Raw genomic sequence first — 20,710 nt, 5'->3', positions numbered from 1 at the left:
GCACAATGAAGTTGTACCAACGGCATTGAACCTTCTTGAAATGGCAGACGGATGGGGGCACCTGAAATTTGGTGGTCTCTGGGACGGTAACCAATACGCATATGATGGCGCCGTTAACTACGAAAAAGCAACTGACGTACAGTATTAAGGGGTTTAGATGTCTAAAAGACAATTAGCAATGGTAATGGACCTGAACAAATGTATCGGGTGCCAAACATGTACCGTAGCATGTAAAACGCAATGGACGAACCGTAACGGTCGTGAATATATGTATTGGAATAACGTCGAGACCTATCCGGGTACGGGTTATCCTAAAAACTGGATGGAGCTGGGCGGCGGATTTGACGCGGCCGGCGATCTCCAGCCGGGTGTCATCCCTAACCTCGAAGCTGATTACGGGGTACCTTGGGATTACAACTACGAATCGTTGATGGGCGGACAAGCCGACAGCAACAACTTCCACCCGCACGTTTCTCCGACATGGGGACCGAACTGGGACGAAGATGAAGGTACCGGTATGTTCCCACAGGACAACTATTTCTTCTATCTTCCACGGATTTGTAACCACTGTACCAATCCGGGTTGTTTAAGTGCGTGTCCTCGTGATGCGATCTTCAAACGCGAAGAAGACGGGGTTGTTCTGGTTGACCTGGATCGTTGTCAAGGGTACCGCTATTGTATCGCGGGATGTCCTTACAAAAAAATCTATTTCAATCCGAAAATCTCTAAATCAGAGAAATGTATTCTTTGTTTCCCACGTGTTGAGCAAGGTTTGCCGCCGGCGTGTGCGCAGCAATGTGTCGGGCGTATCCGTTTTGTCGGATTCTTGGATGATGAAGAATCACAAGTCCATAAGTTGGTACACAAATACAAAGTAGCACTCGGATTGCGTTCAGATTACGGAACTCAGCCGAATGTTTACTATATTCCTCCGACCGAATCTCCTGCGAAATTCGATGCCGAAGGTAAAATCATCGAAGGTTCAACACGTCTTCCGATCGAAGAACTTGAAAAACTGTTCGGACCGGAAGTACACGGCGCGATCAAAACGTTGAAAGCAGAGATGCAAAAACGTAAAGAGACCGGCGTAAGCGAATTGATGGATCTTTTGATCGCGTATCAGCACTCGGATATGTTCCGTTTGGACAACAACTACTATCAACAAGTAGCGAAAGAGAACAAACGCAATCCGTTGGCACCGGTCGATACCCGCTACATTGCCGGTAAGTTTACAAAAGCTGGAGGACACCACTAATGAAAAAGCTTCTTACTTCTATTCTTTCATTGGGTGTTGTCTGCTCTGCTGCCTTGGCAGCTGAGCCTGTAATCACGGCTGTTAAAGTATCTGAGAGCCTTGATGCGGTGAAAGCCGATTCAGCGGTATGGTCAAAAGCAAAATTCGAAACGGTTACCCTTTACCCGCAAACGGCAATCGAGTTCAATGATAAAAAAGCGAATGAACTGACGGCTAAAGTAAAAGCGAAAAAAGCACAGGTTGCGGCATTGCATGACGGTAAAAACATCGCCGTATTGGTCAAATGGGCCGATAAAACGAAAGACCTTCAACAATGTCTTACAAGTACGAGCTACAGTGACGGTTTTGCAGTCCAGTTCGCAGGCGCAACCAAAAAAGCTGAGCCTCTTCCGTACATCGGTATGGGCTCGAGCGGACGTCCTGTAGTCGTTCATTTGCAAAAAGCGACTGAAAAAGTGTACGAACCGAACGGTAACAAAGACGTTGCAATGCAGATCAACCGTCAACAAACCGGTGTGTTCGGCAAAGAACTGGCCGATTTCGACGCAAAAGTAGCCGCTCTTGCCAATACCGATTATGAGCGCGTGTTTGTCGGCGAAGGGTTCCGTTCGTTGACGGAGATCAAAGACGGTTCGGTTAAATCAAACTCTGCAATGGCTCATGGTCCTGCAGGTTGGAGCGGTTCGTTGGTTCGTCCGCTGAAAGACGAATACGTTAAGCTGGGCGGTACGGTTCCTGTTTCCATCGCGGTATGGGACGGATCGAACATGGGACGCAACGGGTTGAAAAACCTGAGCTCATGGGTTGCAATCAACCTTGAAGGGCAAAAACCGAATGCGGCTATGGTCGCAGAGCTTTCGACGGATGCCAAAGGAAACGCGGCAAAAGGTAAAGAAGCGGCAATGATGAACGGTTGTAACGGTTGTCACCAGCTTGAAGCTACCGATGCAAAAAGTTTCATGGGGCCGGCACTGCACAACGTCGGAGGATACTCGACTGCGGCGTATTTGCGTGAGTCAATCTTAAAACCGTCTGCGGTTGTCGTACCAGGTTACAATCGTAATGCGCACGCTAACACGCCTTGGTACAATATTGAAAAAGGGAAACGTGTTTCAACGATGACCGACTTCAGTTTCTTGGATAAAGCGACTGTAGAGGATATCGTAGCGTATCTCAAAACCCTCAAAGCGGAGGTAGAATAATGAAAAAAGTAGTAATGCTTTGCGCCGCACTGGTTTTCAGTGCGTTCGCTAACGAGCCTGAAGAATTCGAAGGGTTCATGACAACTCCTTCTTGTGCCGCACAAGGCGCATTCGCTGATTGTTATCTGGAGAATTATGCGTGCGGATCGGACGGTTGTTTCAAAAAAATCAATCCGGGAGAGAGCACGAATGCTCCGATCGCATTGTTTGTCCACGCAACCGGAAAAACGTATACGATCGATACCGCTAAACTCAAACTCTCTGAACTCAGAGAAGGGATGAATAAAAACGGTGTTGTCGTTGTCGGTACGTTGGACGAAGCGACCAATACGATCAAGGCGACCGAGTTCAAAGCTCCGCCACCGCCTAAAAAGTCGTTTTTCAAGGGATGTCTGTAATCCTTTCGCCGAACCTTTTTGGGTTTGGCAACGCTTTTAGTAATCTTTTCTTCTTGGCTGATTTCAAGCCGTCGTATGAGACAATCCGCTATCTTTTTTAGGAATATTTTTAATGAATAATGAGTACCGACTGTATATTTATGCTTTTTTGTCCCGAGTAATGAGCGATATTCCTGACCGTCGTTTTATCCATGATCTCAAAAATAACGAATCGCTTTTGGAGATTATCGGTGAAGAGACCAAAAACTGGGTTCAGGGCAATGACGAAGAGAAGCTCTATGAAGAGCTGAATATCGATTATACGTCTATGTTTATTCTCAATACGCAGCCGGTCGAATCGTTTGTCCTGGATGCAAAAAATGAGACGCTCGTGGGGCTGCAAAACCCGGTTATGGCTTTTTATTTTACCCACGGATTTGAAGTCAATATGGATCAAACCCAGATTATGGCTCCGGATCATCTTTCGATTGAATTTGCATTTATGCAAACACTGGTGTACCGTAATGAAACGGCGCCTCAGCTGGAGTTTCTGGATCAGCATATTTTTCCGTGGGTCGTTCCGTACATGATGGGGATGAAAAACATGGCCGACACGCCTTTCTACCGTGATTTGTGCGATTTTATCGTCGAATTTTTGAGTGCCGATTACGAGTATCTTTCTGCAGGCGGGGCGAATGGCTAATATCAATTTTGTCCAGAAGAGCAACCTCTTCAGCTATACCGGCACGCGATGTCTGCGAAACGAGTATTACCACAATGATTGCCGCATCTGCATCGATCTCTGCCCCAAGGGGGCTTTTCACATCGTACGCAATAAACTGACGCTGTTTGAAAACGAATGCGTCGGATGTGCAGGGTGTATCGGAAGCTGCCCTACGGAAGCGTTGGAAATCGAGAGTTTCGATCCGAACGGATTCGCGGCAAGCTATCAGCACCGCGGCGAACAAACAGTTTCCTGTAAAATTTCGACGCCGTGCCTCGGAGTTTTTGACAGCGAACATTATATTGTTATGGCGCTTCGCGGCGAGACAAACGTGCAATGCGATTTAAGCCACTGCAGTACGTGTACTTTGAACGAAGACGGCAAGCTGGGCGATTCGATCCGCCGAAAAATCGAGAATGCGAACGGCTTTTTGGAGACGATCGCTCAGGAAAAGCGGATCGAGGTAATCGACATCAAAGAAGAACAAAGCGACCGCCGCGCCCTGTTCCGCAAAGGGATTGAAAAGATCAAAGACACGGTAGCCGATTCCAGCGAAGCGCACGAAGCGATGACACGCGCTCACCATAAGCTCCCCGATATGAAAATGCCGCTAAAACGGATTTTGCTTAAAAATTCGCTCAAAGAAGTGGTCGGAAATATGGAGACGACGGAGTTTGAGGGAGTCAGTCCGCTGTTTTTTAACAAACAGATCGATTTCACCGCCTGTACCAACTGCGGCGACTGTACCCAGTTTTGTCCGACGGATGCACTTTTCCCGACATCGGACAAACAAGGGATCTATTTTTCGCAGGGGAAATGTATCGGATGCGGCATTTGCGAGGATATTTGCAAACCCAACGCAATTTCGAAAAAAGAGGGATTCGATCTGGTCAGTGTGGCGTTTGACCGGGCAAAAGAGCTGGTGCATTACGAGCTGGTAATGTGCCACGAATGCCGCACACCGTATCCGTACAAAGGGGGAGACCCTATTTGCGACCGCTGCATCAATTTCGTCACCAACCACGCCGATATGTTTACTCTTGCGCGGGATTTGTAAGCACCTTTCTAACATTCCCGCTTCAACGGGAATCCCCAATTACTTTTTGTCGATGACCTCTTTGGCACCCTTAATTGCCCCTTCCATGGCCGACTTGGCGACACTCCAAGCGCGGGCTCCCATCGCTTTGGCTTCCTGTGCGGACTTGGACTGCAACAACCGGTTTCCCCGAGCGGTTACGCCGCGTTTGATACGGGCAAGACGATTGCGAAGCAGTTCGACCGTTTCCTTGGAGAGGCGGCTGAGTTCGTCTGAGCTTGTGGCGATCTCTTCGTTCAGGTGTTCGAGTTTTTGGATTATAACTGCATTGTTATGACTTTTTAGGCCGTGGAAAATCTGTGTAAAGAGGGTGTCCACGTTGTCGAGTTCCATTTCGATCGTTTTGTATTCGTCGCGATAAAGCGCCTTGACCTCTTCGGGTACGTACAGAAGATATTGGCGGAATTTATCAATGGATTTGATCAGTGCGGTATGAATTCCCCGCAGTGTGCCGCGCAAAATCAAATCGGCTTGATTTGGGGTTGCTTCGGCGACGTTGAGTGCGCTTTGAAGGATACTCGCCAATATGCGGCGGATGCGGATTGCGTTGAGGACATTGGCATTGAGCGATTCGAAGGTAATCTCTTTGATGATCTCTTCAAGCGTTTCTTCGATGTCAGATCCCTTTTCCAGCGTGGTGATAACGGCACTTTCGGTTATCTCTTCAAGAATTTCAAGAAGATCGATCGATTGAAGTTTGACTTGATGGAGCCTCTCAAGGGTTTCGTCGTTGGAACCGATCTGTTTCTCAACAGCATTGAAAAGGTTGTATTTAAGGTGCTGAAGCTCTTCGCTTTTGCGTGCAATCTGCCGTTCTATACGCTCTTTCTGGGCGATCAGTTCTTCCAGTTCGCTGTAGAGTGAAAGCCCCTCCTCTTCAATCATGGCGCCTGTGAAGGTTTTGAGTTCCTGCAGGGAAAGGGCATCGGGGGACACAGCCCATTCGTTCTGGAGGGAGCCGATCAGCGAAGATACTTTGGCATCGATATCGTTGGTGCCTAATGTGCGGTAACGGGTTTTGATGTCGCGTTTAAAGGTCTCGAGATTCATAGATATTCCTTTTACAGTACCATCTTTACATGGGGATGCGCTTTGAGCGTTTCGTAAAAATAAGTCCGTTCTTCCTCATTATGAACCAAAAGCTCTAAGTTCATGCTGATGTATTTTCCGCCGCGGCTCGTATTGGAAGGATTCAAAGAATAACTTCGTTCGCCGAATATTTCAAGCGCCGCGATTTCGATCCCGGCCCGTTCATGAGCAACGACTTTATAACACCAGTTGCACGGGTATTGAAGCTCAAGCTTCTGGGTTGATTCGTTGATAATTACCACTTTTGCCTCCTGATTTGGTTTCGAGCTGAATCGGGCCGATGACCATCCCTTTGTCGATGGCCTTGAGCATATCGTAGATCGTGAGCAAACCGATGCTGGTCCCCGTCAGCGCTTCCATCTCTACCCCCGTTTGGCCGCTGAGCTTCGCCGTAACGGTGAGACGGAACCCCGGAAGATCGGGGAGCTCCTCGATGTCGCAGTTGACACCGCTGAGGTTCAGCGGATGGCACATCGGGATCAGATCGGATGTTTTTTTCGTTCCCATGATCGCGGCGATGACGGCGGTTTGAAGAACGGGCCCTTTTTTGGCGGTTTGGTTGACGACGGCGTCAAAGGCATCCTGACTCATTGTAATGAGTCCGCTGGCAACGGCGACGCGCGACGTCGTGTTTTTATCGGAGACATCGACCATTTTAGGGCGGTCGCGTTCGTCGAGATGGGTTAATTGCATAGGGTTCTCTTTAGTAATCGTATTCCTTATTATAGCTTAGAGAGGTAAATCGCAAACTGATTAAAAAATAATCATTGGTGTGATTAAAATTGGGTTATAGTTTTGACATGAGATTTCGGTTGCCCTGGCAGATAGCGTGTAATTCCGAAAGGCTCATAACTCCTCCTTCAAGATTAGCGTTTTGCCTCTCCCTGAACGTTGGGGCAATCCGTCAACTGTCCGAATAAAAAACCAAACAGGGGAAAACAATGCAAGATTTAGTACGAAGTTATTCCGCCAACGCCCCGTTGTTTGAGAAATTCATACTCACCACGTTGGGGAAAGTAAGTCTTAAAAAATTTGATGTGCAGCTCGCACAACGGCTCTTTAAAACGTTTCCGAGCCTGGAGCTGATTTATAAATGCGATGAGGGGTTTGTCCAGAACTCTCCCAATATCTACGCCGACCGGGAAGACCATCACGAAATCGGGGGTGACCGCGCGTATCTCGTCGATGAGGTTGCGATCCAAAAAGGATACTATGTCAGCGAACCCTATATCTCGTCCGCAACGGGGGTTTTGTGCGTGACCGCCGTGTATGCGGTCGGGGACGGCTATCTGTTTTTGGATTTCCGGGTTCGCAAGCTGCTGGAGCGGTTTGACCTGATTGAGAAAAATGACGTTTTCAAGCGGATCAACCGTACCTCGTATGCCGTCATCGGCGGCGGATTGCTGTTTTTCGGGGTGTTCGTCGTATTGTACGGGTTCTACACGTTCGGAGGGTATCTGGTGGGCCAAGAGCCACTTTCGATGGATACGGTGTTCAAGCCGATCATTGCTTTGACGCTGGGACTCGCGGTCTACGATCTGGGAAAAACGATTTTCGAGCAGGAGGTGCTTCCGCGCACGCAGAAAGTCAGCGATGCGTTCAATGCCAAAACGCTGTTGAACTTTTCGGTCTCGATCATTATCGCACTTCTCATTGAAGCCTTGTTGGTCGTTTTCAAAATCGCGATTCACGATTACAAGGATCTGCCTTACGCCTCGACACTGATCGCGGCACTGGCTTTTTTGCTGCTGGTGTTTGCGATCTTTATCTATCTGGTTCGCAAGAGCGAGAAAGAGCCGCTTGATACTCGTGAGGGTGATTGAGATTGGCAAAGCGCTCTTCATCGTCGAACATCACGTAGCGGGTGTTGGACGAAGCGAGGAGTTTGCCCAGTCGGTGGTCGCCTTCCTCCAGCATTCTTTCCATTTCCAAAAGCAATGAACGGTGATAAATGCCGCACATCGGATGGGTCCCCGAAGGGGTCTTCGCGATGACGGCATCGACTTCGGGGCTGTCGGCATCGATCAGAGCGCGGAATATCTCTTCATCCACAAACGGCGTATCGACGCTGAGTACCATGACTCTATCCGCATCCACTGTCCTGAAAGTGCTGACGAACCCCGCCGTCGGGGCATAATCAACCCCTTCGGGATCGAGAATGAGGGCCGCGTCGAATCCGAATTTGTCGGGCTCCTTGGACGAGATATAGACGTTATGAAACAGGGGTGCCAAACGGCGGTACTGGTATTCGGCAAGGGTAGTGCTGTCGCCGAACGGGAGAAGCGATTTATCCTGTCCCATCCGCGAACTTTTTCCCCCTGCGAAGAGGACGCAAGGAAGATCAAACATCACTGGGCGAATGCTGAGGAAAGGATTTTGTCCATGCCGGGGGTAGCTCCGCTTTGAAGATAGTCGAGCACCAAGGGTGAAAATCGGTCGATCATCGACGCATCCATCCCCAAAAATGAAAACTGCGAGCTCAGCGTTCCGAGTCCGAGCATTCCGGCCGGAGCGGCATTAAGAAGCGTTCCCGTTTGCGGGACTTGTTTGGTCAATTCGGTGAAATTCTCAGCGCTCATGTTACCCTTGGCATCATTGATGATAGCAGCGGTTCCGCCGATCGCCTGAGTCGGGGTGACGCCGAGCGTGGAGGTGATGTTTTTGATCAGCGGATTGGAAGCCAGTGACGCATCCACGGCAGGCGCGGCAACCGGGGAAACCGTCTGCATCAGCCCTCCCAAATCGATAGCGTTGGCGTGTGAGGCAATCAGTGCCAGAGCTGAAAAAGAGAAGAATAAGTTTCGCATGGTAACGGCTCCTTATGAGGTATGGAGCCATTATAGCAAAGATGTCTAACGGATGGTTGAAGGATCGGTAATGACGCCTGTGATCGCCGATGCGGCCGCGACGGCGGAGTTGGCGAGGTAGACTTTTGAGCTGCGTGAACCCATGCGCCCGACGAAGTTGCGGTTGGTTGTGGCGATGGCCACTTCGTTGTCGCCGAGGATACCCATGTATCCGCCCAGACATGCACCACAGGTCGGATTGGAAACGACGCCGCCGGCATCGACGATGATGTCGATGTAGCCGAGTTTCGTCGCTTCGCGAAGGATGCGTTGCGTCCCCGGCGTAACAATGAGGCGCACATCCGGGTGAACCCGTTTGCCTTTGAGGATTTCCGAAGCGATTTTAAGGTCGCTCAGACGGCCGTTGGTGCAGCTTCCGATGAATGCCTGATCGACTTTGATGTTATCCGAAACAGCTTGGCTTAGGCTGTGGCCGTTGGATGGCAAAAACGGATAGGCAATGACCGGCTCGAGCTTTGCAACGTCGATTTCAAGGACCTGAACATAGGTCGCGTCCGCATCGGAATAGTGGATTTTCGGTTCGCGTGCGAGCGGTTTGTCGGCGAGGAATTCGGCCGTGATCTCGTCATAGGCGACGATCCCGCTTTTGGCACCCGCTTCGATCGCCATATTACACATACTGAAACGGTCGTCCATGCTGAGGTATTGAACCGTATCTCCCACAAATTCGAGAGTGCGGTAGAGTGCGCCGTCAACCCCGATCATTCGGATCACTTCGAGGATGATATCTTTGCCCGTCGTGTAAGTGCCCGGTTTGCCGGTTAGGACGACTTTGATGCTCTCGGGGACTTTGAACCAGTTGCCCCCAGTGATCATGGCAAACGCCAGATCGGTCGACCCCATTCCGGTCGAGAAGGCACCCAGCGCACCGTGGGTACAGGTATGCGAATCGGCTCCGATGATGACGTCGCCGGGAACGACCAGACCTTTTTCAGGGAGGAGCGCGTGTTCGATCCCCATGTCTTTTTCATCAAAGAAATGTTTCATCTGATATTTTTTGGCAAAGTCACGGCTGATGCGGGCCTGATTGGCTGATGCAATGTCTTTGGCAGGGATGAAGTGATCCAGTACGATCGAGAAACCTTCGGGATTGGCGAGCGCTGTCGCCCCCGAATCTTCGAACGCTTTGATCGAGATAGGGGTGGTAATATCGTTACCGATGACCATATCGATCGGTGACCTGACGATTTCGCCGGCGTAAACAGGTTTTCCGACGTGTTCGGAAAAAATTTTCTCAGTGATAGTCTGACCCATAATTAATACCTTCTAAAGGGGCTAAATAATGGGGGCGATTATACCATAGCGACCCTTAGCGTTTGGAGGGGGCAGGTTTCTTCGGAGACGAAAGCGGAGCGTTTTTGACCCCGCAGTTCGCTGATGAGCGGACATCGCACTGCGCCGCGTACCCGCTGCTTCCGCATCCGTACCCTTTGAAAGGGAGAGCGTACTGGATGTGGTGCTGATACATTCCCATCAGTTTCGGAAACTCTTTTTTCTGTACATCGTTCAGGATCAGATAGATCGTTTCAAACAGATCAATCTGTGCCTGCAGCGCTTTTGCGGAAGGAGAATAGGCTACGTACGCGGCAGCGTTGAAATGACCGCCTACAAACGCTTCTTCGGGCACTTTAGGGGCGAGGGTGCGCATCTCTTTTTGGTAGAGGCGCAATGCGGTATGGATGTCGGAATTTTCTTCAAGACCCAGCTCATTGATCGCATAGCTGACGGTTTCGATCAGGGGTATGGTCCCTTTCGCACACCCTCCTCCGCATCCTGCGGGGTTGCCGCACGCCAGTGCCGCCGTAGTGAAAAAACCGAGGGCAATCATTAACATTCGCATAGTCGTCTCCTTTGTGCAATGGGTTAATCATAGTGTTCAATGCTATAAGAAAAACTAAATATTCAGTACTAAACCGATTCGTTAATCAGGAATTCCCTTTCAGGCGGAATTCGAGGGTAAGTTCGATGGTATTGGGGAAATCGTTTTTCAATGTTTCGGGGATTTTGACTCCTGACGCCGACGAAACGGCCAGCGTTGCGGCAGTATGAAACATCGCTTCTCCGCGTAAAACGCTGATGTCGCGGATGGCCCCGCCGGGATCGAGGAGAAAGCGGACCGCTACATCACCCTCCATCCCTCTGCGCCGAGCGGCCGGAGGATATCGCAGATGCTGCTGGATTCGGGAACGCAAAGAGGCATAAAAAACGCTCTTTTCGGCGCTTCGGTCTGCTTTGGGTTCTTCGATCGGGGCTTGAGTTTTGGCAGGCGATACGGCAGCGGCGGTCGGTACCGTTACTGGGGAAACCGCCGCTTTGGGCAGTGCCGCGGAAGGGAGCACAGCTGCGGGGGATGGGGTTTCGGATGCGGTCTGTTGTCTCGGTACGCGTTGAACCGGCGTTGCGGGCACGGGCTTTGCAAGGTTTTCGGCCGGGGCAGATTCGGCCGGACTTGGCATTTGGAGCGGAGTTTGCGCGACCGATTGAAGGGAAACCATCAGCATCATGGGTTTTGAATTGAGCGGGGCGTGATCGCTCAGTTCCGCGCGGCTCAAAATCCACAGAGCGCTTAAGGCCATAAAGGTGTGCAGCGAGAGCGACAGGGTGAACGCTTTTTTGGTGGCAGTCATAGGTGTATCCATCCGTTGAAAATTGCGATGCCGACAGATGCCAACAGGAGAGGAGCGGCACGGCGGATCGTGTTTCGGTAGTGTTGAAGGTGTATCAAGCTCTCTTTGAGGATTGACGTCATAACGACCGAAAAGAAAAGAAGCCATAGCAGCGTCGCTCCTAACCCGAAGACCAAACCGTAAACGACGGCCCATCCCAGTGAATGGGTCGTGGCGCTCAGTGTCATCAAACTGAGTACCGGAGCACACAATGACATGGACAGCAGTACTCCGGTAGTAAACAGGGCGAAAGTGTTTTGGGGCGGTTTGGGGGACGATGCGCAGCAAGAAGATTCCAGAGCGTACCACAGCCGAAACGCTAGCGTAACGGTAACGCTTCCCAGCAGATATCCCATCAGTACTTTATCGCCGATAAGGTTTTTGATCAGCGCGGCCCCCGTATACGCAACGACCGAGAGGGTGACGTAACCGGCTATTCGTCCCGCGCTGATCGGCAGAAGGAGCCGTAAACTTGCGGATCGGGTCGCATCATTGGCAAGCATGATCGGCGAGAGGAGCGGCATGCAGGTGAACATGCACGCGGTAGCTCCGTACGAGAGGGCGACAAGAAAAAGGGAGAGAAGCGTCATCGCTTCCATGCTTTAGCCTTTCCACCATTTATCGATTTTAGTCCGTTTTTTAAACGACTCTTTGGACGAAGAAAGGAGAGTGATCGGACCGTATTTAAAGCTCATTACCCCATCATGCGGACAAAATTCGATGCAGCGCCCGCACAGGGTGCAGTCGGTGTGTGTGATGTTTTCAGCAACCGTTTGGTTTTGAATCTCGTAAATATCCATCGGACATGCCTTCACGCAGTTTGAGCAGCTGTCGCAGTGGCTATCGCCGTTTTTGACCAATCGAAGCAGACCGATTTTTTTAAACAGCGTCTGCAGTGGGAGTATAGGGCAGATGCGGCAAAAGGGCTGGCGGACGAAGAGGGCTAACGCGATCATCAGACCGAACATCAGATCGGCGATAAGCGAGAGGGCGAAGTACCCCCATCCGGCTTGGGAGATGTAAATCTGGTTCATATCCCCCGTCATGGCCGTCGTCATGATTCGGCTGGGGCAAATCGAACAAAACGGCGATCCCCACTCATGTCCCAGCAACCCGATACCGGCCAAGATAGGAAAAATCAAGACTAAAAACAAAAAGACAAACCATTTGATCGGACGGATTTTATTGACTGTGTCACGGCTGAGTGAGACGATTTGGGTAATGCCGAGTTTGGTTCCGATCATAGAAATCGTCTCCTGAAAAAATCCGAGAGGACAGAGCCATCCGCAAAATGCCTTATTAAGAATAAGGATCAAGACGGCGACGGTCGCAATCGTAATCAGCGTTCCCATCAGCGCTTCCATAACACCCGCATTTTGGGTAAAAAGGGTCGAAACGCGGTGATCCATCTGATGCTGCAGAGGAATGAGGGCGCAGTAATCGCCTCCACTCATATCGTAGGCGCACGAGAGAGCCGGGAGTGCCTGGGTCAGCTTGTCGCCCGTATAGAACGTGGTGAAAAGCATCGCCCCGTAGACAAAAAAGACAAATGCGCTCAGTTGTACAACCCGGCGCAATGCGGTGAGAGTGAGCAGCTTATCCATGGTTAACCCCTTTCTTGCTTCGTCGGTAGAGAAACAATCCCCCCAAAAAACCGATAAAAATCGCTCCGGCGCCTAAGCTCTGCGATTGCCAGTAGTCGTTCGGATTGACGTAATAGGGCATCGAAAAGGTGCTGACATATTGCGTCATATCTTCATCATAACGGACGGTGAGCAAAAATTCGGAAGATTTGTTTTCGCTTCGTCCCGTTCGCACGTTCTTAAAATCGTTCGGGAGGGTCAGGCTGAGCGAACCGGACGCGTCCGTTTTTACAGTCCGGGCGGGCGTATTATGCGTCTCCAGGGTGACGTTGGCATTGCCAAGCGGTTTGTTTTCGAACCGCACCAAAAAACGGTAGCTTTTGGAGGCGGTGTAACGGTCGTGTTCGCGATGCAGGGGATCGGGGACGATCTCCAGCGCGGCTTTGGGCGCAGCGGTGAGCTTTGTCGGAGAAACTTTCACCGGCCGGCCATGAAGCGAAAGATAGCGAACGGCGCTGTAAACGTTGCCGCTGACGTTGCTTTCCGCCACCATCGCATAATATCCCCCTATTTTAGGCGCAGGCAGCATTACCGTATTTTGGTTGAAGCGAAGTTCTTTGACGGAGAGGTCTGGGCTGACGAGTCTGGCGGTGGCGTTTCCGTCCAGATTCATCGCGGCGAACATGGCACTCTCGCCTTTGCCGTGTCCGCCGTGTTTGGAGGCAGCCGCTTTGCCTTCGTCGCAGCCGTGCGGCGTCCAATAAAGCGCTCCTTCGCCGTACCCCCAAAGAGAGGTTCCCAACAGAAGAATGAGGAGAGTGTTTTTCATGGAAGCTCCTTAAAATTTGATCGACAGACCGGCGGTATAGACCCGTCCGGGATTGACGGTCAGGGAGAGGTCTTCTTGGTCGTAGATAAAGTTGTAATCACGGTCTCCGCTGGCGCGAGCGGTGTTGAAATAGAACTTGTCGAATACGTTGTCGACACGCGCGAAGAGGTCAAACGTATACTCTCCCCATTTTTGGGTATGGCGCGCAAGGAGGTTGACGACGGCATATCCTGGCATTTTGAGCTGGTTGAGTTCATCGGCGTAATAGCTTGATTTCGCTGTTAGCTCGGTTGAAAGAAGGGTCGAAGCGGTGACGTTGTAGTTTCCGATCAGATTGAGGGTATGGCGGGATGTGCGCGGTACCGTATTGCCCGTCAAGTCGTAATGGATTTGCTGGTAGGTCGGCAGATAGGGGCTTCCAAGTCCCAGATAAAAGTCGCTGTATTTCGTAAAATACGCATCGAGATAGGTATAGGCCAGATCAAACGAAAAGGTTTTTTTCGAATCGCTTTGCAACGAGAGTTCGAATCCACGGCTCCGCATCCCTCCGATGTTTTGGTACTGCTGAGGATTGGTGGTCGTTCCCGAAGCGTATTGGCCGATGGAGGACATGATAAAATCTTTGCGGTCCAGCAAAAAGAGGGTCGCTTCGTAGGTGAGGGTATTGTCCAGTGCCGGAAAACTTCCGCGGATACCGATATCGTAGTTGACCGATTCTTCGGGTTTCAGATCGGGATTGTTGAGCGTTTTGGTCGTGGAGGTCGGGGTACTGTCTCCGACGAACAGCTGTTCGATCGACGGGGCGCGAAATCCGGTCGAGCGGTTCATGAAAAGGGTCAGAGAATCGGTGAATGTATGGGTCAATCCAAGACGATGCGAGTACACGTCAAAGTTCTTCTGCGTCGATAGATTGGTCAGGTAATCGTCGTTATCGAGCCGGATATGATCGTAGCGGCCGTTGAGCGTGAGCGTCGTTGCATCGTTGAGAGGTACTTTGACTTCCAGATACGGAGCGTAAACCTCCTCGGTCGTCTTGCTATCTCCCGTAACGGTTCCGGCGTAGTAGGTCGGAGGGGTCGGACGGGTTCGGAAATCGACCAGATAGGACGTTTTATTCTCATAGATATTGTTTCGGATATCGGCTCCCATCATATACGCCAGCGATTCTCCGCTGCTGCGGTATTCGCTTTTGAGACCCCGCTGGATTTGGTGATAGTCGTTAAGGGTGGTGTAGGCATCGTCTGACGTGACTTTGGTCCCCGTGGCGCTGTATTTTTGCGGTGAACTGACGAACTGGGTATCGTCTCCGTATTGGTAGACGTTCACCAGAAGGTTGGAATTGTCTCCAAAATCTTTGGCATAGGTGAGAAACAGCTTGAGAAGTTCGACGTCGTAGAGTCTCGAATAATCCCGGCCGTTACCGTCGACGCCGCTCGAAATGCTTTGAGGATCGGTCAATGCCTGCGTCATCCCGCCGACGGTTCCGTGGGTGTCTTTTTCCCGCTTGGAGGCTTCGACACCGAATGTCAGGTCGCTGGTTTCATCAATATAGTATTGCAGTTTTCCGTTGGCGTAGCGGGACAGATACTCCGAATCGGCCCAATATCCGTCGCTTTTTCGCTCGCTGATCTGGAGTCTGGTATTCAAAGAGTCGTTGGCATAGGAGCTTTCTGCCAACAGTTTTTGGTATCCGAAACTGCCGAATTCGGACGCCAGCATCGATTTGTTGGTCGCCCCTTTTTTCGTCGTGATGATGACCGCCCCGGCCAGAGCGTCGTCCCCGAAAAGATACGATGCCCCCCCTTTGATCACTTTGATCGAGGCGATGTTGTCAAGGTCGATGTTGACGGCTCCGGTCCGCTCGAATACGGGGACTCCGTCGATGACGACGGCAACGCCGGGTTTTTCTCCCATGTAGCGTTGATTCTCAACTCCCCGGATATGGATTTTGAGGGTATCGCCCGATTTGATTTCCGTTGTGATGCCGGGGATGGCCTGCAGGACCTGCTGCAGATTTTCAATGTGGGCATCGTCCACTTTTTGGCCGTCAATGGCCGACGTAGAGGAGGCTTCGGTACGGGATGAATGAAATCGGTCGTCAATCGTCGTAGAGTCGATGCCGATGACCCCGAGGCTATCCGCAGCAAAACATGAGCCGCTGAGCAGGATAGAGAGAAGAATGCTGTGGGAAATTTTGGTCATCACCACTCCTGAAAAAGAAATTATGGGGATGATTATGAAAGAAAAGTGTTACATTTATGTTAATTATCTAAATAAAACAAATTAATATCATTATTTTATAAATAGTTTATTGTGAAATAAAATTGTTATTTAATATTATCATGGTCGTTGAACGGCGGATGATTGGATGTGCAACATTTTGTTTTCCAAGCGGCACGATTCCAGCCGTTCAGAATGTGTGAGAGTCATAATTCCGATACTGCCAAATACAATAATCAGGACAATTGCAGCCAGTATACCTTTGCCTTTTCCTCCTGCTTGAAAAACGGATCCGGACGTACGGTGGATGAGAGAGGGGTGCGGTGTTTTAATAAAGATTTTTGTACAGGCGGCTTCACATAACCCGCACTGAATACATCGGATGTCGAAACCGGCTCTAATGTCAAGATCGGGAATGGGACAGATTCTGACGCATCCTTCGCAGTCGGTGCATCGGTGATTCGGATCACTGAAAACATAGCTAAGGCGATCTTCTATCGGCAAGATTGATGTGATTGCGCCGTATGGGCACAGATAGGCACAGTACCACCCTTGTATCATATATACCTCGGCGATCATCAGGGAAGAGAGGATGATGACCAGCCACCCCGCAAAGGTGAGATACGTTATTGCATAGATCAGCTCGTCGGTACTCATCCCGTACGCTACTACCGAAAACGCCAGCATAGAAGCCAAAGCGGTGATGAGGATAAAACCTCCGATTTTGGAGAGAAGTGATTTTTTCTTTTTGCCGAAGAGGGTGAGGAGATGGGCAAAAAAGGTGTTGGGGCACAGAGTGCCGCAATAAAAGCGCGATAAACTCAGGGCGCTGATCAGTGCTAACGCGACTCCGGAGAGGATCACGAGGAGAATCATCGAGTAGGTGCTCATTTCGCTCGCGCAACCGAAATACTCGAGCCGGTTGTGAGAAAAGTTGAAAAGAAAGAGGTGAAAATCGCCTATCGTGATCCATGGGATCGCCATAAAAGGGATGAGGAGCGCTAAAAAGGCTCTGTTTCCACGCAAAAACTGCATCACATCCCCTTCCGATCCATTTTCCACGTATCGAGACGCTGATCGATCGGAAGGGTACCGTTTTCAAGCCGCCCCTCTTCGAGACGTTTGATGAGGGCATTTAAAATCGATTGATCGGGCAATGCGCTAAAGCGCTTGACGACATTGCCGCTGTAATCGGCGATCAAAATAATAGGGATACTTTGTCCAAGACCGTAGGGGACCGCTTTTTTTTGACTTTGGGCATCGTTCACACAGACCCGATGAACGGCCATTTTCGGATGACTTTTTTGGAGGGTGTCGAGCAATACGAGACTCCGTTTGCACGGCGGGCACCACGAAGTATAGAAAATGATGACGGTGGCTGAGGCTTTTGGAGAGTAATAGGGGCTATTTTTGAGTGATAGTGGCGCACTGAAGAGAGATAGAGAAAACAATACTGAAACTACTATTTTCAAAGGAGAACCGAATATGGTTTGAATCTTTAAGGAGGTCGATTTTGGCATATTGGGTTCTCTTTTCAACTTAGTGAATGCCAAAGGAATAAAATTCCTTTGGCTTAATAGGGTTACTTTTGCTTCAGCACCCATTCGACGAGGGTTTTAGCCTCTTCGTCAGTGAGTGTTTGCGGAGGCATCGGAGTTTCACCCCATTTACCTGTTGAGCCGTTTTTGAGTGACGCGATGAGGACATCAGCGCTTTCGCCTTTGGCGGCAACTTCTTTGTACGATGGCCCTACGAGCGCCGTATCGACACTGTGGCATGCCAAACACCCTTTGGAATCGGCGAGTGACACGGCAGGATCGAGAACGACCGCCGGAGCATTTTTCATCTCCTCTTTGTACGCCTTGTACTCGGCGATAACGTCATTCATGTATTTCTCCGTCGCTTCGGCTTGGAGTTTAAGCGGTTCTTCGAAACTCACCACGCGGATACCGTGCCGTGCCGTTGCCATCAAGGCTACCGCAACGACCATCAAAACAACCGCTTTAGTAGCATCTGAGAGATTCATCTCAGATGTACCGAAGCGTTTGAGGAGGAAGAAGAACAAGATAGTGAGGACTACCGATGCGGCAAACGGCGCAAACACGAACGGCGTATGAATGTACGCTTCACTGATGCGCGGGCTGAATGCGAAAAATACGAGCGGAAGAACGGCGATGTTGACCGGAGCGGCCCACATGAACCATTTTTTACCCTGATCGATCGCCAAGTGCCCTGCTTCGGCATCTTCGCCGCCTGCTTTTACCCATTTGACTCCCAAATAGATCATCACGATTCCCGTAAAGCTAAACGCTGTGAGGAAGAAGTTGATCAAACGAAATCCGGTAAGAGGGGTTAACATCATGTCCCAAATATTTTGAACCGTCGCAAATGTTTCCGGTTGCAAATAGAGGTTTGACATCGACATAAACACAGGAGGCAACGTATAAAACGTCAATACCGCAACCAAACCGATGGCGATATGGAACCCTTTGTGGTGGTGCAGTGAATGCCAGCTAAATTTGTACGCATACGAGAGCAAGAACGCAAAGATATTCCCGTAAATGATATGCAAAATATGCGGAGAAACTTTCAAAATCGCCGTATAGAAAAACCCTGTATAGAGTACCGAGATGACCAGTAGCGGAGCGACCCCCCACAATGCCCCCATGTTTTCGCTGATGGTGGTCGGATTGGTCATTTTATACGCCAACAAATCGTCTGTTTTCGACTTTTTGAAGACCCCTGTGATATTGTAGAGAACCGACGCGGTCGATGCTCCGATGAGGGTATAGATAAATGCGATATGCACAACAAATACGATAATCCCGAGGGTATCGAAAAACCAGCCCGGTAGTCCCATCGTCGGTACGACGAGGGGGATGTCAAAAGGGAGTTTCCAGTTCATTATTTGATCTCTCCTCTTTTATTAAGTGATGCGATATACGCTGCAAGTGCGTCTTTTTCCGCTTCGGTTCCGACAAACGGAGCCATGTACGGTGTCCCCCCGCCCGGCAGGTTGTTGATGCGGTTACGGATCGCCGCTTCGCTCCACCCTTTTGTCAGGAATTTGAGCCCGTTGATACCGTTTTCGGTATGGCAGGCGCGGCACTCGATTTGGGCGATGGTGTGACCCACTTCGATGAGGTTCGATTTATCCTCTTTGATCACTTTTTTCTCTTCATCAACGAAGATGGCGTGTTTGAGGATACCCACTTTGTTGAGATGCGGCACGTCAGTGACGCGGATACCGTTGGCGTACATGTAGTTGTAAATCAAGAACGGTTTACGAATGAACTCACGGGTACGCTCTTCATATCCCCAAAAGAGCAAAAATGCGCTTACCATCAGGGTTGCCGCGATGTAGGGCATCCGTTTGGGGGAGAAGTAGGCGATGATCGTCGTCACGACAACCGCCCCTCCGATACCGCTGATAATCATGTACATCAGATCCATTTTGTCGGCAAACGCTCTTGTCATCATCGCCGTCGGGATCATGGCGCGCGCCGCTTCGGGGATTTGGAGGAGGTAGTAGTACCCCAGTGCCGCACCGACCGGAACCGTTACGATCATGATTTTCGCGAAGAGTTTAATGAGCCCCTCGCGGGTGTTGCGGATCGCTTCGTCTTTGCTAAATGCGGTAATGAGCCATGTCCACATAATTGCCAGTGCTGCGGCAAACGCGATGGAACTGAATGTTCGAAACGCCAGTCCCGGGAACCAGGTCGGGTTGAAGAGGGCGTTGTTGTAGTTGACGTTACCCGGATAGACTTCCGGATCGACCCACGGCTGACCATCGAAGTTCGGTGTGAGCATGAATCCCAGAATCGCGGTGATGATGAGCATCGTAACCCATGAAGAGACGGCGTAAAATATCCCGAATCTGACCGATTTGGCGCGTCCTTCTGGGGTGAGCGCTTTTTGTTTCCAGGTCATAAACCAGAAGAGCAGCAATACGACTTCGAAGTTAAAGACGATCCACTCGATAAACCATTTCCAGAAGAAGACGCGGATGAGTCCCCCGATGGCGTTAGGGCTGATGATGTTGGCGTGAATCCACATACCGATACCGGTAAGGGCTCCGACGGAGGTCGTGATGATAAAAAAGACCATAAGCAAACGGTACACGGTCTCATACGAAGCCATGTCGTTACGTTTGTTGGCCCACCATGCGGCGAGTGCGAGAACGACCGATCCACCTACCGCTCCGCCGTGTGAGACGAAAACGTGGATGATCGCATTAATCGCCATAAGCATCCGTAGCCCGATCGTGGGCATTTCGAATATGGGAAAATCGAACATACATATCCTTTTTTATTTTAGATTGTATGCACGGCAACGTCGCAGGTACAGCGGAAAAACGCTATAATGTAACGTTGCTATGCAATACGATTTTCCGCTCGCCTGAGAGGTCCAATTCACAGGGCGGGCGGAGCGTGATTGTGTGGTGTTTCTGCGACGTTTTTCCTTCTTCTGGCTCCTTAATTGAGAATTTTTGATTGTACGATTATCTAAAAACAATGTTACATTTATGTTAACTATCTAATAAATTAATTTAAGTTGTTTTTGAGTGTTACGGTTGGGTTATAATGGCGACCAAAAACGGAGATTAGTATGATTACCATCTGGCACAATCCCAAATGTTCCAAATCGCGCGAAGCGCTGAAGCTTCTAGAGGAAAAAGGGGAGAAGTTTGAGATCGTGAAGTATCTCGAAGAGGTTCCCAGCCGTACCGAGATCGCTGCGTTGCTGAAAAAACTCGGTGTCTCTGCTCGGGAGCTGATGCGGACCAAAGAGGAGCTTTA

The 20,710-nt window shown here is 50.2% G+C and carries 22 protein-coding genes and 1 pseudogene; 7 read left to right on the top strand and 16 right to left on the bottom strand.

Annotation, left to right across the window (positions count from 1 at the left end; genetic code table 11):
- Positions 1-157: 157 nt before the first annotated feature.
- From JU82_RS02875 to JU82_RS02855, 5 genes are all read left to right on the top strand, one after another.
- Positions 158-1,255 (top strand): DMSO reductase family iron-sulfur subunit, encoded by a 1,098-nt coding sequence (locus JU82_RS02875; RefSeq protein ID WP_037946266.1) that lies wholly within the window; start codon positions 158-160, stop codon positions 1,253-1,255.
- Positions 1,255-2,457: an ethylbenzene dehydrogenase-related protein gene (locus tag JU82_RS02870; protein WP_037946264.1), complete on the top strand. Its 1,203-nt coding sequence runs from the start codon at positions 1,255-1,257 to the stop codon at positions 2,455-2,457. Before JU82_RS02875 ends, JU82_RS02870 begins: the two co-directional genes overlap by 1 nt.
- Entirely contained in the window at positions 2,457-2,855 is a 399-nt protein-coding gene (locus JU82_RS02865) for a hypothetical protein (RefSeq protein ID WP_037946262.1), read from the top strand. Before JU82_RS02870 ends, JU82_RS02865 begins: the two co-directional genes overlap by 1 nt.
- A 112-nt stretch (positions 2,856-2,967) precedes the next feature.
- Entirely contained in the window at positions 2,968-3,537 is a 570-nt protein-coding gene (locus JU82_RS02860; RefSeq protein ID WP_037946260.1) for a molecular chaperone, read from the top strand.
- On the top strand, positions 3,530-4,615 hold the full coding sequence (locus tag JU82_RS02855) for a 4Fe-4S binding protein (protein ID WP_037946258.1): 1,086 nt from the start codon (positions 3,530-3,532) through the stop codon (positions 4,613-4,615). Before JU82_RS02860 ends, JU82_RS02855 begins: the two co-directional genes overlap by 8 nt.
- A gap of 39 nt (positions 4,616-4,654) precedes the next feature.
- Here the strand turns inward: JU82_RS02855 and JU82_RS02850 are convergent, their stop codons facing one another.
- The 3 genes from JU82_RS02850 to moaC are packed head-to-tail and all read right to left on the bottom strand — an operon-like array spanning position 4,655 to position 6,436.
- The gene (locus JU82_RS02850) at positions 4,655-5,704 is read right to left on the bottom strand and encodes a DUF6781 family protein (RefSeq protein WP_037946257.1); all 1,050 of its coding nucleotides are present in this window, start codon (positions 5,702-5,704) and stop codon (positions 4,655-4,657) included.
- Between the two features lie 11 nt (positions 5,705-5,715).
- Complete coding sequence (locus tag JU82_RS02845; protein ID WP_037946270.1) at positions 5,716-5,985, bottom strand: DUF493 domain-containing protein; 270 nt, start codon at positions 5,983-5,985, stop codon at positions 5,716-5,718.
- Positions 5,951-6,436, bottom strand: a complete 486-nt coding sequence (gene moaC / locus JU82_RS02840; RefSeq protein ID WP_037946255.1) for a cyclic pyranopterin monophosphate synthase MoaC — start codon at positions 6,434-6,436, stop codon at positions 5,951-5,953. Before moaC ends, JU82_RS02845 begins: the two co-directional genes overlap by 35 nt.
- A gap of 248 nt (positions 6,437-6,684) precedes the next feature.
- On the opposite strand from moaC, the gene JU82_RS02835 reads away from it, so the two are divergent.
- Positions 6,685-7,566, top strand: coding sequence for a hypothetical protein (locus JU82_RS02835; protein WP_037946252.1), 882 nt, complete (start codon positions 6,685-6,687; stop codon positions 7,564-7,566).
- Here the strand turns inward: JU82_RS02835 and mobA are convergent.
- The 13 genes from mobA to JU82_RS02770 all read right to left on the bottom strand — a co-directional run bounded on the left by mobA (position 7,508) and on the right by JU82_RS02770 (position 20,207).
- Complete coding sequence (mobA, locus tag JU82_RS02830) at positions 7,508-8,092, bottom strand: molybdenum cofactor guanylyltransferase MobA (RefSeq protein WP_037946249.1); 585 nt, start codon at positions 8,090-8,092, stop codon at positions 7,508-7,510. The genes JU82_RS02835 and mobA overlap by 59 nt on opposite strands.
- The gene (locus JU82_RS02825) at positions 8,092-8,550 is read right to left on the bottom strand and encodes a DUF2780 domain-containing protein (RefSeq protein ID WP_294892041.1); all 459 of its coding nucleotides are present in this window, start codon (positions 8,548-8,550) and stop codon (positions 8,092-8,094) included. The genes mobA and JU82_RS02825 overlap by 1 nt, the downstream gene beginning before the upstream one ends.
- 45 nt (positions 8,551-8,595) lie before the next feature.
- Entirely contained in the window at positions 8,596-9,864 is a 1,269-nt protein-coding gene (locus tag JU82_RS02820; RefSeq protein WP_037946247.1) for a 3-isopropylmalate dehydratase large subunit, read from the bottom strand.
- Positions 9,865-9,919: 55 nt separating this feature from the next.
- Positions 9,920-10,450 (bottom strand): hypothetical protein, encoded by a 531-nt coding sequence (locus JU82_RS02815; protein ID WP_037946245.1) that lies wholly within the window; start codon positions 10,448-10,450, stop codon positions 9,920-9,922.
- Between the two features lie 85 nt (positions 10,451-10,535).
- Positions 10,536-11,237 (bottom strand): energy transducer TonB, encoded by a 702-nt coding sequence (locus JU82_RS02810; protein WP_037946244.1) that lies wholly within the window; start codon positions 11,235-11,237, stop codon positions 10,536-10,538.
- Positions 11,234-11,875 carry a sulfite exporter TauE/SafE family protein gene (locus JU82_RS02805; RefSeq protein ID WP_037946242.1) on the bottom strand — a complete coding sequence of 214 codons (642 nt, stop codon included), beginning with the start codon at positions 11,873-11,875 and terminating at the stop codon, positions 11,234-11,236. The genes JU82_RS02810 and JU82_RS02805 overlap by 4 nt, the downstream gene beginning before the upstream one ends.
- Positions 11,876-11,878: 3 nt before the next feature.
- Complete coding sequence (locus JU82_RS02800; protein WP_037946240.1) at positions 11,879-12,880, bottom strand: 4Fe-4S binding protein; 1,002 nt, start codon at positions 12,878-12,880, stop codon at positions 11,879-11,881.
- A complete protein-coding gene (locus JU82_RS02795; protein ID WP_037946238.1) occupies positions 12,873-13,688 on the bottom strand; it encodes a hypothetical protein in 816 nt (271 codons plus the stop codon). The genes JU82_RS02800 and JU82_RS02795 overlap by 8 nt, the downstream gene beginning before the upstream one ends.
- 9 nt (positions 13,689-13,697) lie before the next feature.
- Positions 13,698-15,890 (bottom strand): TonB-dependent receptor, encoded by a 2,193-nt coding sequence (locus tag JU82_RS02790; protein WP_037946236.1) that lies wholly within the window; start codon positions 15,888-15,890, stop codon positions 13,698-13,700.
- A gap of 138 nt (positions 15,891-16,028) precedes the next feature.
- On the bottom strand, positions 16,029-16,943 hold the full coding sequence (locus tag JU82_RS02785; protein WP_037946234.1) for a 4Fe-4S dicluster domain-containing protein: 915 nt from the start codon (positions 16,941-16,943) through the stop codon (positions 16,029-16,031).
- On the bottom strand, positions 16,943-17,380 hold the full coding sequence (locus tag JU82_RS02780) for a thioredoxin family protein (RefSeq protein ID WP_294892039.1): 438 nt from the start codon (positions 17,378-17,380) through the stop codon (positions 16,943-16,945). Before JU82_RS02780 ends, JU82_RS02785 begins: the two co-directional genes overlap by 1 nt.
- A gap of 110 nt (positions 17,381-17,490) precedes the next feature.
- Complete coding sequence (locus JU82_RS02775; protein WP_037946230.1) at positions 17,491-18,813, bottom strand: c-type cytochrome; 1,323 nt, start codon at positions 18,811-18,813, stop codon at positions 17,491-17,493.
- Positions 18,813-20,207 (bottom strand): cytochrome c, encoded by a 1,395-nt coding sequence (locus tag JU82_RS02770; RefSeq protein ID WP_037946228.1) that lies wholly within the window; start codon positions 20,205-20,207, stop codon positions 18,813-18,815. The genes JU82_RS02775 and JU82_RS02770 overlap by 1 nt, the downstream gene beginning before the upstream one ends.
- Positions 20,208-20,519: 312 nt before the next feature.
- On the opposite strand from JU82_RS02770, the pseudogene JU82_RS02765 reads away from it, so the two are divergent.
- A pseudogene (locus tag JU82_RS02765) lies at positions 20,520-20,710 on the top strand (arsenate reductase (glutaredoxin)); the annotation flags it as partial.

Origin of the sequence: Sulfuricurvum sp. MLSB (assembly GCF_000747095.1) — a bacterium.
In the GTDB taxonomy this organism is placed as follows: domain Bacteria; phylum Campylobacterota; class Campylobacteria; order Campylobacterales; family Sulfurimonadaceae; genus Sulfuricurvum.
The sequence above is the reverse complement of the archived record's forward strand: the minus strand, read 5'-3'. Positions and strand labels throughout refer to the sequence as shown.

Coding starts and splice junctions, on each gene's coding strand:
- JU82_RS02875 (WP_037946266.1), top strand. CDS start 158: ATGTCTAAAAGACAATTAGCAATGGTAATGGACCTGAACAAATGTATC.
- JU82_RS02870 (WP_037946264.1), top strand. CDS start 1,255: ATGAAAAAGCTTCTTACTTCTATTCTTTCATTGGGTGTTGTCTGCTCT.
- JU82_RS02865 (WP_037946262.1), top strand. CDS start 2,457: ATGAAAAAAGTAGTAATGCTTTGCGCCGCACTGGTTTTCAGTGCGTTC.
- JU82_RS02860 (WP_037946260.1), top strand. CDS start 2,968: ATGAATAATGAGTACCGACTGTATATTTATGCTTTTTTGTCCCGAGTA.
- JU82_RS02855 (WP_037946258.1), top strand. CDS start 3,530: ATGGCTAATATCAATTTTGTCCAGAAGAGCAACCTCTTCAGCTATACC.
- JU82_RS02850 (WP_037946257.1), bottom strand. CDS start 5,704: ATGAATCTCGAGACCTTTAAACGCGACATCAAAACCCGTTACCGCACA.
- moaC (WP_037946255.1), bottom strand. CDS start 6,436: ATGCAATTAACCCATCTCGACGAACGCGACCGCCCTAAAATGGTCGAT.
- JU82_RS02835 (WP_037946252.1), top strand. CDS start 6,685: ATGCAAGATTTAGTACGAAGTTATTCCGCCAACGCCCCGTTGTTTGAG.
- mobA (WP_037946249.1), bottom strand. CDS start 8,092: ATGTTTGATCTTCCTTGCGTCCTCTTCGCAGGGGGAAAAAGTTCGCGG.
- JU82_RS02825 (WP_294892041.1), bottom strand. CDS start 8,550: ATGCGAAACTTATTCTTCTCTTTTTCAGCTCTGGCACTGATTGCCTCA.
- JU82_RS02820 (WP_037946247.1), bottom strand. CDS start 9,864: ATGGGTCAGACTATCACTGAGAAAATTTTTTCCGAACACGTCGGAAAA.
- JU82_RS02815 (WP_037946245.1), bottom strand. CDS start 10,450: ATGCGAATGTTAATGATTGCCCTCGGTTTTTTCACTACGGCGGCACTG.
- JU82_RS02810 (WP_037946244.1), bottom strand. CDS start 11,237: ATGACTGCCACCAAAAAAGCGTTCACCCTGTCGCTCTCGCTGCACACC.
- JU82_RS02805 (WP_037946242.1), bottom strand. CDS start 11,875: ATGGAAGCGATGACGCTTCTCTCCCTTTTTCTTGTCGCCCTCTCGTAC.
- JU82_RS02800 (WP_037946240.1), bottom strand. CDS start 12,880: ATGGATAAGCTGCTCACTCTCACCGCATTGCGCCGGGTTGTACAACTG.
- JU82_RS02795 (WP_037946238.1), bottom strand. CDS start 13,688: ATGAAAAACACTCTCCTCATTCTTCTGTTGGGAACCTCTCTTTGGGGG.
- JU82_RS02790 (WP_037946236.1), bottom strand. CDS start 15,890: ATGACCAAAATTTCCCACAGCATTCTTCTCTCTATCCTGCTCAGCGGC.
- JU82_RS02785 (WP_037946234.1), bottom strand. CDS start 16,943: ATGCAGTTTTTGCGTGGAAACAGAGCCTTTTTAGCGCTCCTCATCCCT.
- JU82_RS02775 (WP_037946230.1), bottom strand. CDS start 18,813: ATGAACTGGAAACTCCCTTTTGACATCCCCCTCGTCGTACCGACGATG.
- JU82_RS02770 (WP_037946228.1), bottom strand. CDS start 20,207: ATGTTCGATTTTCCCATATTCGAAATGCCCACGATCGGGCTACGGATG.